Genomic DNA, 15,982 nt, shown 5'->3' with positions numbered 1-15,982 from the left:
ACTTCATGAAACGTCTGCTGCTACCTGCGGTAATTTCCGCGCTGATGATTGCCGAAGTTCACGCCGAGTCCTTCACTATTTCAGATATACGCGTTAATGGCCTGCAGCGAGTCTCCGCCGGCAGTGTCTTTGGCGCTTTGCCGTTGAATGTCGGGCAGGCTGCTGATGACAGTCGTCTGGTAGATGCCACCCGTGCATTGTTCCGCACCGGTTTCTTCGAGGATATCCGGCTCGGTCGCGAAGGCGACGTGCTGGTCATCAACGTGGTGGAGCGGCCGTCGATTTCCGGTATCGAGATCGACGGCAACAAGGCTATCAAGACCGAAGATCTGCTTTCCGGCTTGCAGCAGTCGGGCCTCGCCGAAGGCGAAATTTTTCAGCGGGCCACGCTTGAAGGTGTGCGCAACGAGCTGCAGCGCCAATACGTTGCTCAGGGTCGCTACTCAGCCACTATCGAAACCGAAGTCGTGCCGCAGCCACGTAATCGCGTCGCGTTGAAGATTAATATCAACGAAGGCTCGGTCGCTTCGATCAAGCACATCAATGTGGTCGGCAATACGGTTTTTCCTGACGAAGATTTGACCGACCTGTTTGAGCTGAAGACCACCAACTGGCTGTCGTTCTTCCGCAATGACGATAAGTACGCTCGTGAAAAGCTGTCTGGCGACCTCGAGCGCCTGCGTTCCTATTATTTGGATCGCGGCTACATCAATATGGATATTACCTCCACCCAAGTGTCCATCACGCCGGACAAGAAAGACGTTTACGTCACCGTTAATATTGCCGAAGGCGATCGCTATACCGTCAGCGACGTAAAGCTGAGCGGCGACCTGAAGGTGCCGCAAGAAGAGCTGCAATCACTATTACTGGCGAAGGAAGGTCAGATTTTCTCGCGCAAGGTGATGACCACCACCTCCGAACTGATCACGCGGCGATTAGGCAATGAGGGTTACACCTTCGCCAACGTCAACGGAGTGCCGGAAACCAACGACGAAGACAACACCGTCTCGATCACCTTTGTGGTCGACCCAGGTAAGCGGGCCTACGTCAATCGCATTAACTTCCGCGGCAACACCAAGACCGAAGATGAAGTGCTGCGTCGTGAGATGCGCCAGATGGAAGGCGGCTGGGCGTCCACCTATTTGATCGATCAGTCCAAGACCCGTCTCGAGCGCCTAGGCTTCTTCAAGGAAGTGAACGTCGAAACCCCGCAGGTACCCGGCACCGATGACCAGATCGACGTTAATTACAGTGTCGAAGAACAGCCGTCCGGCTCGATCATGGCAAGCATCGGCTTCGCCCAGAACGCCGGCCTGATTCTTGGTGGTTCCATCAGTCAGAACAACTTCTTGGGTACCGGGAACCGTGTCAGCCTGGGCCTGACTCGCAGCGAATACCAATCGCGCTATAACTTCGGTTTCGTCGATCCCTATTGGACCGAAGACGGCGTCAGCCTCGGCTACAATGCCTTCTATCGCACTACCGATTACGATGAGCTTGACTACGACGTCTCCAGCTACTCCGTCGATAGTCTGGGTGGCGGTATCAACATCGGTTATCCGATCAGCGAGACTTCGCGCTTGTCGTTCGGCCTTTCCGCTCAGCAGGACACGATCGACAGCGGGCGTTATACGGTTGATGAAATTTTCGACTTCATGGAAGAGGAAGGTGACAGCTATCTCAACTTCAAAGCGTCGGTCGGCTGGTCCGAATCGACCCTAAATCGTGGGGTTCTGGCGACGCGAGGTCATTCGCAAAGCCTTGCGCTGGAAACCACCCTACCAGGCAGCGACTTGTCGTTCTATAAGCTTGATTACAACGCGCAGCTGTTCGTTCCGGTAACCAAGACGTACACCATGCGTTTTCATACTCAGTTGGGCTATGGGGATGCCTACGGCTCCACTTCGCGACTGCCCTTCTATGAGCACTACTATGCTGGTGGTTTCAACTCGGTTCGCGGCTTCGAGGACAGCAGTCTCGGTCCGCGCAGCACACCAAGCCGCGGCGAGGACGTGACTGGGAACGAGGGCACCATTGCCGACCCGGATCAGGATGCGTTGCCTTATGGTGGTAACGTACTGATCCAGGGGGGGATGGAACTGCTTTTCCCGATGCCGTTCGTAAAGGACCAGCGCTCGCTGCGCACCTCGGTGTTCTGGGATGTTGGTAACGTCTACGATACTAACTGCCCTTCGGAGTCGGACAACTGCAGCGACATTGATTTCGGCGAGGTGGCCAGCTCGGTCGGTGTCGGGCTGACCTGGATCACCGCCATGGGCCCCTTGAGTTTCAGCTTGGCGATGCCTGTGGTTAAGCCTGACGAGGCCGATACTCAAGTCTTCCAGTTCTCGCTGGGACAAACCTTTTAACGACTGGGGCGTCTCGCTCTAGCGCTTTCTTTGAAGAGTGGTAAATACCGTGCGTAAGTTGACCCAATTGCTTCTTGTTGCCGCTGTTATGGTGGCAACCCCCGCGTTCGCCGAAATGAAAATTGCGGTGATGAACTATCAGATGGCATTGCTCGAATCCGACGCTGCCAAGCGCTACTCGGTCGATGCGGAAAAGAAATTCGGGCCGCAGCTGGAAAAGCTCAAAGGGCTCGAGAGCGATGCCAAGCGCATTCAGGATCGTTTGGGCAAAGACGGCGACAAGATGCAGCAGGCCGAGCGCGAGCGCCTTGAGCTTGAATTCAAGCAGAAGGCGCGTGACTTCCAGTTCCTCTCCAAGGAGCTCAACGAATCGAAGGCCTCAGCTGACCGTGACATGCTCAAACAGCTCAAGCCGAAGCTCGACAAGGCTGTCGAAGAAGTCATCAAGAAGGGTGACTATGACCTAGTACTCGAGCGTGGCGCCGTGGTTGATGTCAAGCCGCAGTACGACATCACTCGCCAGGTCATCGAGCGCATGAATCAGCTGCGCTGATGAGCCAGGTCGTCTATACGCTCGGTGATTTAGCCGAGCAGCTGGGAGCTGCATTGCGCGGCGATGCTGCGCAAACGGTTTCGAGCCTGGCTACGCTGCAGGAGGCTGGTCCTGATCAACTGAGCTTCCTTGCCAACGCCCAGTACCGCAAGTTTCTCGCCATCACCCGTGCAGGCGCCGTATTGCTTACACCCGAGGATGCTGAGAGCTACGCCGGTGCCGCGCTGATCGTCGCCAATCCCTATCTTGCATATGCGCGAATCTCACACATGTTCGAGACGCGGCCGCATTCCCCCTGCGGTATTCATCCAAGCGCCATAGTCGAGCCCAGCGCTCACATCGATCCATCCGCAAGCATCGGTGCTCAGGTGGTGATCGAGGCAAACGCGTGGATCGGTCCGGATGTGGTGATTGGCGCTCAGTCCTTTGTCGGTGCGCGTAGCCGTGTTGGCGCCGGGGGGCGCCTGGCTCCGCGAGTGACCCTCTGCCACGACGTTTGCATCGGCGAGCGGGTAGTAATCCAGCCAGGCGCGGTGATTGGCGGCGAAGGTTTCGGTTTTGCCAACCAGCAGGGCAGCTGGGAAAAGATCGCCCAGCTTGGCGGCGTTCGCATCGGCGATGATGTCGAGATTGGCGCCAACACGACCATCGATCGGGGAGCGCTATCGGACACCGTAATTGGCAACGGTGTGAAGCTGGACAATCAGATAATGATCGCCCACAACGTCCAGATCGGCGACAACACCGCCATGGCTGGTTGCTCGGGCATTTCCGGTAGTACAAAAATTGGCCGCAACTGCATGATTGCCGGCGGCGCCGGGCTCGTTGGACATATCGAAGTTTGTGACAACGTATTCATTACCGGTATGACCATGGTGACCCGATCGATTACCGAACCGGGCAGCTATTCGTCAGGAACGGCCATGCAGCCAGCCGGCGAGTGGCGCAAGAGTGCCGCCCGAATTCGACACCTAGACGACATGGCGCGTCGTCTGCAGCACGTGGAAAAACGCCTGGCTGCCGTGACCCCAAGTGGGGATTCGTCTTCAGATGCCTGACCTTATCGTCTGATAGCCCCGCTAGCGGCTGTTTATCAGCGGGGTGTACGGCTGATGTGTGCCAGCTTCCCTAATCATTACAGGCTTTTTCCTCACATGATGGATATCAACGAGATTCGCGAATACCTTCCCCACCGTTATCCGTTCCTGCTGGTCGATCGGGTAGTGGAGCTGGACACGGAAGCCAAGCGAGTTCGCGCGTATAAGAACGTCACCATCAACGAGCCGTTCTTTAACGGTCATTTTCCGCAGCATCCGATCATGCCGGGCGTGCTGATCATCGAAGCCATGGCGCAGGCAGCCGGGCTGCTCGGTTTCAAAATGATGGGAGTCAAACCGGCCGATGGCACGCTTTATTATTTCGTGGGTTCGGACAAACTGCGTTTCCGTCAGCCGGTAGTGCCAGGTGATCAGCTGGTTCTCGAGGCGTCTTTCATCAGCGCCAAGCGCGGGATCTGGAAGTTCGACTGCCGAGCCAGTGTCGATGGCAAGCCTGTATGCTCTGCCGAGATCATCTGTGCGGAACAGAAGATATGAGTTTGATCGACCCTCGTGCCATCGTCGATCCTGCGGCCCGACTCGCGCATGACGTTCAGGTCGGACCATGGTCGATCATTGGCCCGGATGTCGAGATAGGCGAGGGGACGGTGATCGCGTCTCACGTGATTATCAAAGGTCCGACCCGCATCGGTCGCTACAATCGCATCTACCAGTTTTCCTCAGTAGGTGAGGACACGCCTGACCTGAAATACAAGGGCGAGCCGACACGTTTGGTGATCGGCGATCACAACGTGATCCGCGAAGGCGTGACCATTCACCGTGGCACCGTGCAGGATCGCAGCGAGACCACCATCGGCGATCACAACCTGATCATGGCCTACGCACATATCGGTCATGACAGTGTCATCGCCAACCACTGCATTCTGGTCAACAACACCGCGTTGGCGGGTCATGTGCATGTAGGTGATTGGGCAATCCTGTCGGGATATACCTTAGTGCACCAGTATTGCCATATCGGCGCGTACAGCTTTTCCGGAATGGGTACTGCGATCGGCAAGGACGTTCCGGCGTTTGTCACCGTCTTTGGCAACCCGGCCGAGGCGCGCAGCATGAACTTCGAAGGTATGCGTCGCCGTGGTTTCAGTGCAGAAGCCATTCTGGCCCTGCGCAACGCCTACAAGATCGTCTACCGCAAAGGGCTGACGGTTGATGCCGCACTCGCCGAGCTTGCCGCGGATGCGCTGACGTTTCCTGAAGTTGCATTGTTCCGTGACTCGGTGCAAGCATCGAATCGCGGCATCACGCGCTGATATGTCCAGACCATTGACAGTCGCACTGGTGGCCGGCGAGGCATCTGGCGATATTCTCGGTTCAGGCCTGATGCAGGCCCTCAGAGCCCAACGCCCCGATGTCGAATTTATCGGCATCGGTGGGCCGCGGATGGAGGCGCTAGGACTCAAGTCCTATTTTCCGTTGGAGCGTCTCGCGGTGATGGGGCTGGTGGAAGTACTCGGTCGCCTGTCTGAGTTGCTAATGCGGCGCAAGCGCTTGCTGCAGACACTGCTTGACGTGCAGCCCGACGTGTTCATCGGAATCGATGCGCCGGATTTCAATCTGGACCTGGCGCTCAAACTGCGGCGGGCCGGTATCAAGACGGTGCATTACGTCAGTCCCTCGGTCTGGGCCTGGCGGCAGAAGCGGGTACTGAAGATTCGTGATGCCTGCGACTTGATGCTCACGCTATTCCCATTCGAGGCGAAGTTCTACGATGCCCATCAGGTTGCGGTACGCTTCGTCGGGCATCCACTGGCCGATACCATCCCGCTGCAGCCCGATCGCGCCGCCGCACGTGCTGCGCTGAACCTGCCGCAGGAAGGGCTTGTAGTCGCGCTGATGCCGGGTAGCCGTGGTGGTGAGGTGGGCCGCCTTGGCGAACTCTTTCTCTGCGCCGCGGACCGGCTTCGATCGATGCGTCCAGGCATCCATTTCGTGGTTCCCTGTGCCAGTCCCGAGCGCCGTCTGCAGCTGGAACAAATGCTAATTGGGCGAGATCTGCCGCTGACGCTGCTCGATGGCCGCTCCCACGAGGCGCTTGCCGCCTGCAATGCTGTGCTGATTGCCTCTGGTACTGCGACGCTCGAAGCCTTGCTTTACAAACGTCCGATGGTGGTGGCCTATAGCGTCGCGCCGCTGACCTTTCATATCCTCAAGCGCATGGTGAAAAGTCCCTACGTCGCGCTGCCCAATCTACTCGCCCAGCGCTTGCTGGTGCCAGAGCTGTTGCAGGACGCGGCGACTCCAGAAGCGATGGCTCAGCTACTGTCACCCCTGTTGGATAACGGCGACGTACAAACCGAGGGCTTCGACGCTATCCATCGAACCCTGCGATGCGATGCGTCGAGTCAGGCGGCTAGCGCGGTACTTGAGTTGGTCGAGGCGAGCTGATGCAGATTGGTCTGGATTTCAATCTGGTCGAAGAATTGGTTGCCGGTGTCGACGAGGTCGGCCGTGGGCCACTCTGCGGGCCTGTCGTGACCGCTGCTGTAATTCTCGACCCGAAGCGCCCGATCGAAGGGCTCAACGATTCGAAGAAGCTAACCGAGGCGCGGCGTGAAGCGCTGTTCGATGAAATCTGCGAGAAGGCCCTAGCTTGGTGCGTTGCGCGAGCCGAGGTGCATGAAATCGATCAGTTGAACATTCTGCACGCGACCATGCTGGCGATGCAGCGCGCAGTTGAAGGCTTAAGCGTGACGCCGCGATTGGCACTGATCGATGGCAACCGTTGCCCGCAGCTCGCCGTGCCTAGCTCGCCGGTGATTCAGGGTGACGGCCAGGTTCCGGCCATTGCCGCCGCCTCGATTCTGGCCAAGGTCAGTCGCGACCGTGAGATGTGCGCGCTGGATCTGTGTTATCCCGGCTACGGTCTGTCGTCGCACAAGGGCTACCCGACGCCGAACCATCTGGATGCGTTGCAGCGCCTCGGTCCGTCGGTCATTCATCGCCGATCGTTTGCGCCGGTACGCAATCTGCTGGAACAGGCCACTCTAGCCGAAACTGCAAACATCGAAACTGTCAGCGTTCCGACCGCCTTGCTGGTGTGACCTGCACTTCCCTGCGGGTGCCGGCGGATCTGGAGCGCAAACGCGCTGTCGATCCACGCCGGCGTAGAACCCTTCACCAGCAGCCTTAAACCGATCAGGCTTTCCGGTACAATCCCGGGCTTGTCGTTTCGCCAGTCCAAGGTTCGTTCATGCCCGTCTCTTTCGTCCATCTCCGCCTGCACACCGAATATTCTTTGGTAGACGGGCTGGTGCGCGTCAAACCATTGGTCAAGTCGGTGGCGAGTGCAGGCATGCCGGCCGTGGCGGTAACGGATCAGAGCAACATGTGCTCGCTGGTCAAGTTCTACAAGGCTGCGCAAGGGGCTGGAATCAAGCCGGTCTGCGGTGCCGATATCTGGCTTGCCAGTCGCGACGAAGATGGCCCGCTCAGCCGGCTGACATTGCTGGCGATGGATATCAAGGGTTATCGCAATCTTACCGAGCTGGTGTCGCGCGGCTGGACAGACGGCCAGCGCAACGATCAAATCATCATCGAGCGTGAGTGGGTCAAGGGAGCTGCCGAAGGCCTGATCGCGCTGTCCGGCGCCAAAGAAGGGGAGATTGGTCATGCCCTGCTCGAGGGTGACGAGCCGGCAGCCGATGCGTTGTTAGCCGAGTGGCAGGCGGTGTTTCCCCAGCGCTTCTATCTCGAAGTACAGCGTACTAATCGTGTCAATGACGAGGAGCACTTGCACGCTGCAGTCGCTTTGGCTCAGCGCTGCGACGTCCCGCTGGTGGCGACTAACGATGTACGTTTCCTCAAACAGGAGGATTTCGAGGCGCACGAAACACGCGTCTGCATCGGAGAAAGCCGAACGCTCGACGACTCGCGTCGGCCGCGTAACTACTCCGACCAGCAGTACCTGAAAACGCCCGAAGAAATGTGGGAGCTGTTCAGCGACCTGCCGGAGGCGCTGGAAAATACCGTAGAAATCGCCAAGCGTTGCAATATCGAAGTGCAGCTGGGTACCTACTTCTTGCCCGATTTCCCGGTGCCGGAAGGCATGACCATGGACGAATACTTCCGCAAGGTCTCGTTCGATGGCCTTGAGGAGCGTCTCGAGGTGCTGCTGCCCAAGAGCACCCCGGACTACGAAGCGAAGAAGCAGGTCTACGTCGACCGGCTGAATTTCGAGCTGGATATCATCATCCAGATGGGCTTCCCGGGTTACTTCCTGATCGTTATGGACTTCATCCAGTGGGCCAAGAATAACGGCGTTCCGGTGGGGCCTGGGCGTGGATCGGGTGCGGGTTCGCTGGTTGCCTATGTGCAGAAGATTACCGATCTCGACCCATTGGCCTACGACCTGCTGTTCGAACGCTTCCTCAACCCTGAGCGGGTCTCCATGCCCGACTTCGACGTCGACTTCTGCATGGATGGCCGTGACCGGGTCATTGATTACGTGGCCGAAAAGTACGGGCGCAACGCGGTCAGCCAGATCATCACCTTCGGCACCATGGCGGCCAAGGCGGTGGTGCGTGACGTGGCGCGGGTGCAGGGCAAGTCCTACGGGCTTGCCGATCGCCTATCGAAGATGATTCCCTTCGAGGTCGGCATGACTCTCGAAAAAGCCTACGAAATGGAAGAGCCGCTACGCGATTTTCTTGCGGTCGATGAAGATGCCCGGGAAATCTGGGACATGGCGCTCAAGCTCGAAGGCATCACCCGCGGCACTGGCAAACACGCAGGCGGTGTGGTGATCGCGCCGACCAAGCTCACCGATTTCGCGCCCATCGCTTGCGATGATGAAGGCGGCAGTCTGGTAACTCAATTTGACAAGGACGACGTCGAATCTGCCGGCCTGGTCAAGTTCGACTTCCTCGGGTTGCGTACGCTGACGATCATCAAGTGGGCCATGGAGACGATCAATCGCGAGCAGGCCAAGAAGGGTCTGGAGCCGCTGAACATCGATTTCATTCCCCTGGACGACAAACCGACTTTCTCGCTGCTGCAGAAGGCTGAAACCACGGCGGTGTTCCAGCTCGAATCACGTGGCATGAAGGAGCTGATCAAGAAGCTCAAGCCAGACTGCCTGGAAGATCTTATCGCCCTGGTGGCCCTGTTCCGGCCCGGTCCGCTGCAGTCGGGCATGGTCGACGACTTCATCAACCGTAAGCATGGCCGAGCAGAAATTTCCTATCCGCACTCGGACTACCAGTACGAGGGGCTCAAGCCGGTACTGGCGCCCACTTACGGCATCATTCTGTATCAGGAACAGGTGATGCAGATCGCTCAGGTCATGGGCGGTTACACGCTCGGCCAGGCGGATATGCTGCGCCGCGCCATGGGCAAGAAGAAGCCCGAGGAAATGGCCAAGCAGCGCGGCGGTTTCATTGAGGGTTGCGCCAACAACGGTATCGATGGCGATTTGGCGGGTAACATTTTCGACCTGGTGGAAAAGTTCGCCGGTTACGGCTTCAACAAGTCGCACTCTGCCGCTTATGGCCTGGTGTCTTATCAAACCGCCTGGCTCAAAGCGCATTATCCTTCGCCGTTCATGGCCGCGGTGCTCTCGGCGGATATGCACAACACCGATAAGGTGGTCACGCTGATCGAGGAATGCCGCAGCATGAAGCTGCGCATCGACGCACCAGACGTGAACAACTCCGAGTTCAAGTTCACCGTCAGCGACGACGGGCGAATCATCTATGGCCTGGGTGCGATCAAGGGCGTCGGTGAAGGACCGGTAGAAGCCATCGTCGAATGCCGCGGCGAGGGCGGGCCTTTCAAAGATCTGTTCGATTTCTGCAGCCGCGTCGACCTCAAGCGGATCAACAAGCGCACCCTGGAAGCGCTGATTCGTGGTGGTGCGCTAGACCGTCTCGGCCCCTACTTTTCCGACGAGCCCAAGACCTATCAGGCCAATATTGATCGCAATCGTGCTGTTTTGCTGTCGGCCATGGAGGAAGCCGTCCAGGCCGCCGAGCAGACGGCGCGCAGCCTCGACAGCGGTCATATGGACCTGTTCGGCGGTCTCTTCGCCGAGCCCGAGGCAGACGTTTATGTCAATCACCGCAAGGCGCGCGAGCTGTCGCTGAAGGAGCGCCTCAAGGGAGAGAAGGACACCCTTGGACTTTACCTTACCGGACATCCGATCGATGAGTACGAAGGTGAGGTGCGTCGCTTCGCCCGACAGCGGATCATTGATCTGCGGCCGGCGCGGGGCGAGCAGACCATCGCCGGGCTGATCGTCAATCTGCGGGTAATGAAGAACAAGAAGGGCGACAAGATGGGCTTCATCACCCTTGATGACCGCTCCGGGCGGATCGAGGCGTCGCTCTTCGCTGAGGCTTTCAACAGCGCACAAGCATTGTTGCAGACCGATGCGCTGGTAGTGGTCGAAGGTGAGGTCAGCAATGACGATTTCTCCGGTGGCCTGCGCCTGCGTGCCAAGCGCGTGATGAGCCTGGAGGAAGCACGCACCGGGCTCGCCGAGAGCCTGCGTGTCAAGGTCGCCGGCGATGCGTTGAAAGGTGACCGGGTGCGCTGGCTGGCGGACGTCTGCGGGCGTCACCGCGGCGCCTGCCCGATCACGCTGGAATACACTGGCAGCGATGCGCGGGCTCTGCTGCAGTTCGGCGAAAGCTGGCGAATCGACCCAGCCGATAACTTGATTCAGGCATTGCGTGACCAGTTCGGGCGCGACAACGTCTTTTTGCAATACCGATAGCGGGAGCCAGCGGGTCCGTGCCGAGAAAGGCGTGGAGCCAGGCTACCGAGCGACCCGATCCTGGATCGGGTCATGATTGCGAACATTTTGTTCGACCTGAATGCGTCCGTCCCGTAAGGTAGGGCGCAAAAAACGGAACAGCTTCCCGGCCGCCTGGCCGTCGACGCATGACGGATGCCTATGAACCCGAATTTTCTCGATTTCGAACAGCCGATCGCCGACCTGCAAGCCAAGATCGAAGAATTGCGCCTGGTTGGTAATGACAACTCGCTGAATATTGGCGATGAGATTGCCCGCCTGCAGGACAAGAGCGAGTCGCTCACCGAGAGCATCTTCGGCAACCTCACCAGTTGGCAGATCGCTCGCCTGGCTCGACACCCGCAGCGCCCCTATACGCTGGACTACATCAACCACCTGTTTACCGAATTCGAAGAGCTGCACGGCGATCGTCACTTCTCCGATGACGCTGCGATCGTTGGCGGTACTGCTCGCCTCAACGGTGAGCCAGTAATGGTCATTGGTCATCAGAAGGGTCGCGAAGTCCGCGAGAAGGTTCGCCGCAACTTCGGCATGCCGCGCCCCGAAGGCTATCGCAAGGCCTGCCGCCTGATGGAAATGGCCGAGCGTTTCAAAATGCCGATCCTGACCTTCATCGATACCCCTGGCGCCTATCCGGGCATTGACGCCGAAGAACGCAACCAGAGCGAGGCGATCGCCTGGAACCTTCGAGTCATGGCGCGTCTGAAGACGCCGATCATCGCGACCGTGATAGGTGAGGGTGGTTCGGGCGGGGCACTGGCGATTGGCGTCTGTGACCAGCTGAACATGCTGCAGTATTCCACCTATGCGGTGATTTCGCCGGAAGGCTGTGCCTCGATTCTATGGCGCACTGCCGAAAAGGCGCCAGAAGCCGCCGAGGCCATGGGCGTTACCGCTGAGCGCCTGAAGGACCTTGGTATCGTTGATAAAGTCATTTCCGAGCCATTGGGCGGCGCCCATCGTAATCCGGCGGTGACGGCTGCTTCGTTGCGTGAAGAGCTGACCGCCCAGCTCGACATGCTCAAAGGCCTCGACACCGAGGCGCTACTGGCGCGTCGCTACGAGCGTCTGATGAGTTATGGCATCGCCTGATAGTTGCGCTATCGGTTAAGAGAACGGCGGGCCTTCCCGCCGTTTTTTATGCCTGCCAAATAGGCTTTGCCAGCAACTGTCAAACTTAAGCTTGGGGTTAATCGATTGGCTGGCGTGTAACTATTCCGGTTTATGCTGGCGTCACTATTTCTGAGCTGCTATCAGATGTCCCTCGAGTCTCGTCTGCTTGAAGCATTGCAACCCTGTCGTGGCGCGCCGCGTTGGCACGTCGCGTTTTCCGGCGGGCTCGATTCCACCGTGCTGCTGTATTTGCTGGTGCAGTTGTCCGCTCGGGAAAAGCTTCCCCCGATAGGCGCGATCCACATTCATCATGGGCTGCAGACAGTTGCCGATGGTTGGCCAGCGCGCTGCCGTTCGGTCTGTGAACAGCTGGGCGTGGAGTTGCAGATTATCAGCGTGCAAATCGCGGCAGGCCCCAGTTTGGAGCGAGCGGCGCGGGAGGCGCGCTATGCCGCATTTACCGAGATTCTGGGACAGGGCGAAACGCTGCTGACGGCCCAGCATCGCGATGATCAGGCCGAAACCATGCTCTTTCGCCTGCTGCGCGGCGCCGGTGTGCTCGGGCTGGCCAGCATACCTGCCGATCGAGCCCTTGGCGCTGGGAGACTGGTGCGGCCACTGCTGGGCGTCGGTCGGGACGAGCTGGAAGCCTATGCACGGGAGCAGGGGCTCGATTGGATCGAAGATCCTAGCAATCAGTGCCTCGACCATTCGCGTAACTATCTTCGCCATCAGGTTCTGCCGGTGATACGGCAGCGCTGGCCACGAGCCTCTGTCAGCATGGCTCGCGCCGCTGCGCATCTAGGCGAGGCGCAGGCGTTGCTAGGCGAGCTGGCCGCGGTCGATCTTCAAGCTGCCCAGGCGTGCCCCAGCCTTCAGTGGCTGCCTATACCAAGCCTCTCCCTGCATTCGTTGAAAGCGCTCGGTCCCGCGCGTCAGCGCAACGCGCTGCGCCACTGGCTGGGACCTTTCACGACGCTGCCCGATACCGATCATTGGGCTGGCTGGGACGCGTTGCGCGACGCGGCTGCGGATGCCGCGCCGATTTGGCGGCTGGCTACAGGCGAGTTGCACCGGGGCGATGGCTATATCTGGTGGCTATCCGGCCCCTGGCTGGCGGCGCCTGCTGATATTGTCGAATGGCTGCAGCCGGATATGAATCTGCCACTCCCGAACAATGGCAGCCTGCGTTTAGCCGGTGATTGCGGTGCCGGGGATTTACAGGTGCGCTACCGTCAGGGCGGAGAGTCGTTGCGATTGCCCGGGCGAGGGAAGCGTGACCTCAAACGGCTGCTCAACGAAGTTGGCGTGCCGGTTTTTTTGCGCTCGCGACTGCCGCTGCTCTACCGCGATGATGAACTGATCGCTGTCGCCAATCTGCCGCAGTTCGATACTGAAGGACTATCGTTGATCTGGAAGCCGCCGGTGACGCCCAGTTTGAGCTGATAGGGTCTTTCGAGTAGACTACGCTCCCGTCCCAATACAGCTTCTGTGGTTTTCTTCGAAAGCCGTGGCAGTTGCGCTATTGTCGCCTTCGGCGCAGTGGCACCTTCGCTTTTCCCCGGCGGCGCTGACCGCTTAACGCAGACTTCTAGGGTTTTTCATGACGCGCTACATCTTCGTCACGGGTGGTGTTGTTTCTTCATTGGGGAAAGGCATCGCCTCGGCTTCATTGGCGGCCATCCTGGAGGCGCGGGGCCTGAAGGTCACGATGCTCAAGCTGGACCCTTACATCAACGTCGATCCGGGCACCATGAGCCCGTTCCAGCACGGCGAAGTGTTCGTCACACACGACGGCGCCGAGACCGACCTCGACCTGGGCCATTACGAGCGGTTCATCCGCACCACCATGACCCAAAACAACAACTTCACCACCGGTCGCGTCTACGAAGACGTGCTGCGTCGCGAGCGTCGCGGTGATTATCTTGGTGCTACCATCCAGGTGATCCCGCACATCACCGATGAGATCAAGCGCCGCATCATTAAGGGCGCCGGCGATGCGGACGTGGCGCTGGTGGAAGTTGGCGGCACCGTAGGCGATATCGAATCGCAACCATTCCTGGAGGCGATCCGTCAGCTGCGTGTCGAAGTCGGCGCCAAGCGCGCGATGCTGATGCACTTGACGCTGGTCCCCTACATTGCGACCGCTGGCGAAACCAAGACCAAGCCGACCCAGCACTCGGTCAAGGAACTGCGTTCCATCGGCCTGCAGCCGGACGTGCTTGTCTGCCGCTCCGATCACCCGGTCGATGTCTCCTCGCGCCGCAAGATCGCGCTATTCACCAACGTTGAAGAGCGCGCGGTGATCAGCCTGGAAGACGTCGATACCATCTACAAGATTCCGGGCGTGCTGCATGCCCAGGGTCTGGATGATTTCGTAGTCGAGCGTTTCGGGCTGGAATGCGGCGGTGCCGATCTGTCCGAGTGGGATCGCGTGGTCGATGCCAAGCTGAACCCGGAAAAAGAAGTCAACATCGCCATGGTCGGCAAGTACATGGAACTTCTGGATGCCTACAAATCTCTGATCGAGGCAATGAGCCACGCTGGCATCCAGAGCCGTACCAAAGTGAACCTCCGCTATATCGACTCCGAAGACATCGAAAATCAGGGCACCGGCTTGCTGGAAGGCATGGACGCGATCCTGGTTCCGGGTGGCTTCGGTCTGCGTGGCGTGGAAGGCAAAATCGCTACCGTCAAGTACGCACGTGAAAACAAGATTCCTTACTTGGGCATTTGCCTCGGGATGCAGGTCGCGGTAATCGAGTTCGCTCGAGACGTGCTCGGCTGGACCGACGCCAACTCCACCGAGTTCGACAAGGACTCGACCCATCCCGTTGTCGGTCTGATCACCGAGTGGGAGGACGCCGCTGGCACCGTGGAAACCCGCACCGATGCCTCCGATCTGGGCGGCACCATGCGTCTCGGCGCACAGGAGTGCGGTCTCGAAGCCGGCTCCAATGTGTTTGCCTGCTACGGCAAAGAACGCATCGTCGAGCGGCACCGCCATCGCTACGAAGTGAACAATAATCTGCTGCCGCAACTGCAGGCTGCAGGTTTGAAAATTACTGGCCGCTCCGGCGACGGCGCCCTGGTCGAAGTAGTCGAGGCGCCGGACCATCCGTGGTTCGTGGCTTGCCAGTTCCACCCCGAATTCACCTCCACCCCGCGCGATGGCCACCCGCTGTTCAGCGGCTTCGTCAAGGCGGCGCTGGACTACAAGGCGGGCAAGGCATGAGCCAGAAGACCATCCGCGTCGGCAATATCGAGATTGCCAACGACAAGCCGTTCGTGCTTTTTGGCGGTATGAACGTGCTGGAGTCCCGTGATCTCGCGCTGCAGATCTGCGAAACCTATGTGAAGGTGACGGAAAAACTCGGTATTCCGTACATCTTCAAGGCCAGTTTCGACAAGGCCAATCGCTCGTCGATCAACTCCTTCCGCGGCCCGGGCCTGGAAGAGGGCATGCGCATTTTCGAAGAGGTGAAGAAGTCCTTCGGCGTGCCGGTAATTACAGACGTGCACGAGCCGCATCAGGCGCAGCCGGTGGCTGAAATGTGCGACATCATCCAGCTACCGGCTTTCCTGTCGCGCCAGACCGATCTGGTGGTGGCCATGGCCAAGACCGGTGCGGTGATTAACATCAAGAAGGCGCAGTTCCTCGCGCCGCAGGAAATGAAGCACATCCTTGCCAAGTGCGAAGAGGCCGGCAACGATCAGCTGATTCTGTGCGAGCGCGGCTCGTCCTTCGGCTACAACAATCTCGTCGTCGACATGCTCGGCTTCGACATCATGAAGCGGATGCAATATCCGGTGATCTTCGACGTTACCCACGCCCTGCAAATGCCTGGTGGCCGTGCCGATTCTGCCGGGGGGCGCCGTGCTCAGGTGACCGATCTGGCCAAGGCCGGGCTCAGCCAAGGGCTTGCCGGTCTGTTCCTCGAAGCGCATCCCGATCCGGAAAATGCCAAGTGCGACGGTCCTTGCGCCTTGCGTCTCGACAAGCTCGAACCTTTCCTCACCCAGCTCAAGCAGCTGGATGACCTGATCAAGAATTTCCCGCCAATCGAAACTGCTTGAA

General features: G+C 59.0%; 12 protein-coding genes. All 12 read left to right on the top strand.

Features of this window, described 5'->3' with window-relative positions:
- Nucleotides 1-5: 5 nt before the first annotated feature.
- The 12 genes from bamA (at nucleotide 6) to kdsA (ending at nucleotide 15,981) form a co-directional block, all read left to right on the top strand.
- A complete protein-coding gene (bamA, locus tag NAV33_RS09270; RefSeq protein ID WP_255979166.1) occupies nucleotides 6-2,369 on the top strand; it encodes an outer membrane protein assembly factor BamA in 2,364 nt (787 codons plus the stop codon).
- A 49-nt stretch (nucleotides 2,370-2,418) separates the two neighbouring features.
- On the top strand, nucleotides 2,419-2,922 hold the full coding sequence (locus tag NAV33_RS09265) for an OmpH family outer membrane protein (protein ID WP_255979164.1): 504 nt from the start codon (nucleotides 2,419-2,421) through the stop codon (nucleotides 2,920-2,922).
- Nucleotides 2,922-3,980 (top strand): UDP-3-O-(3-hydroxymyristoyl)glucosamine N-acyltransferase, encoded by a 1,059-nt coding sequence (gene lpxD, locus NAV33_RS09260; protein WP_255979162.1) that lies wholly within the window; start codon nucleotides 2,922-2,924, stop codon nucleotides 3,978-3,980. The genes NAV33_RS09265 and lpxD overlap by 1 nt, the downstream gene beginning before the upstream one ends.
- A 96-nt stretch (nucleotides 3,981-4,076) precedes the next feature.
- Complete coding sequence (gene fabZ, locus NAV33_RS09255) at nucleotides 4,077-4,517, top strand: 3-hydroxyacyl-ACP dehydratase FabZ (protein WP_255979160.1); 441 nt, start codon at nucleotides 4,077-4,079, stop codon at nucleotides 4,515-4,517.
- Nucleotides 4,514-5,290, top strand: coding sequence for an acyl-ACP--UDP-N-acetylglucosamine O-acyltransferase (gene lpxA, locus NAV33_RS09250; RefSeq protein ID WP_255979158.1), 777 nt, complete (start codon nucleotides 4,514-4,516; stop codon nucleotides 5,288-5,290). Before fabZ ends, lpxA begins: the two co-directional genes overlap by 4 nt.
- A 1-nt stretch (nucleotide 5,291) precedes the next feature.
- Entirely contained in the window at nucleotides 5,292-6,425 is a 1,134-nt protein-coding gene (gene lpxB, locus NAV33_RS09245) for a lipid-A-disaccharide synthase (protein ID WP_255979156.1), read from the top strand.
- Complete coding sequence (gene rnhB / locus NAV33_RS09240; protein WP_255979154.1) at nucleotides 6,425-7,081, top strand: ribonuclease HII; 657 nt, start codon at nucleotides 6,425-6,427, stop codon at nucleotides 7,079-7,081. The genes lpxB and rnhB overlap by 1 nt, the downstream gene beginning before the upstream one ends.
- 149 nt (nucleotides 7,082-7,230) lie before the next feature.
- Nucleotides 7,231-10,752 (top strand): DNA polymerase III subunit alpha, encoded by a 3,522-nt coding sequence (gene dnaE, locus NAV33_RS09235; protein WP_255979152.1) that lies wholly within the window; start codon nucleotides 7,231-7,233, stop codon nucleotides 10,750-10,752.
- A 180-nt stretch (nucleotides 10,753-10,932) separates the two neighbouring features.
- Entirely contained in the window at nucleotides 10,933-11,883 is a 951-nt protein-coding gene (locus tag NAV33_RS09230; protein WP_255979150.1) for an acetyl-CoA carboxylase carboxyltransferase subunit alpha, read from the top strand.
- Nucleotides 11,884-12,048: 165 nt separating this feature from the next.
- Nucleotides 12,049-13,350 carry a tRNA lysidine(34) synthetase TilS gene (gene tilS / locus NAV33_RS09225; RefSeq protein ID WP_255979148.1) on the top strand — a complete coding sequence of 434 codons (1,302 nt, stop codon included), beginning with the start codon at nucleotides 12,049-12,051 and terminating at the stop codon, nucleotides 13,348-13,350.
- A 157-nt stretch (nucleotides 13,351-13,507) separates the two neighbouring features.
- Complete coding sequence (locus tag NAV33_RS09220) at nucleotides 13,508-15,139, top strand: CTP synthase (protein ID WP_255979146.1); 1,632 nt, start codon at nucleotides 13,508-13,510, stop codon at nucleotides 15,137-15,139.
- A complete protein-coding gene (kdsA, locus tag NAV33_RS09215; protein ID WP_255979144.1) occupies nucleotides 15,136-15,981 on the top strand; it encodes a 3-deoxy-8-phosphooctulonate synthase in 846 nt (281 codons plus the stop codon). The genes NAV33_RS09220 and kdsA overlap by 4 nt, the downstream gene beginning before the upstream one ends.
- Nucleotide 15,982: the final 1 nt, after the last annotated feature.

The sequence above is a fragment of the Stutzerimonas stutzeri genome, from assembly GCF_024448715.1.
In the GTDB taxonomy this organism is placed as follows: domain Bacteria; phylum Pseudomonadota; class Gammaproteobacteria; order Pseudomonadales; family Pseudomonadaceae; genus Stutzerimonas; species Stutzerimonas stutzeri_AR.
This window is presented reverse-complemented; position numbering and strand designations above follow the sequence as displayed.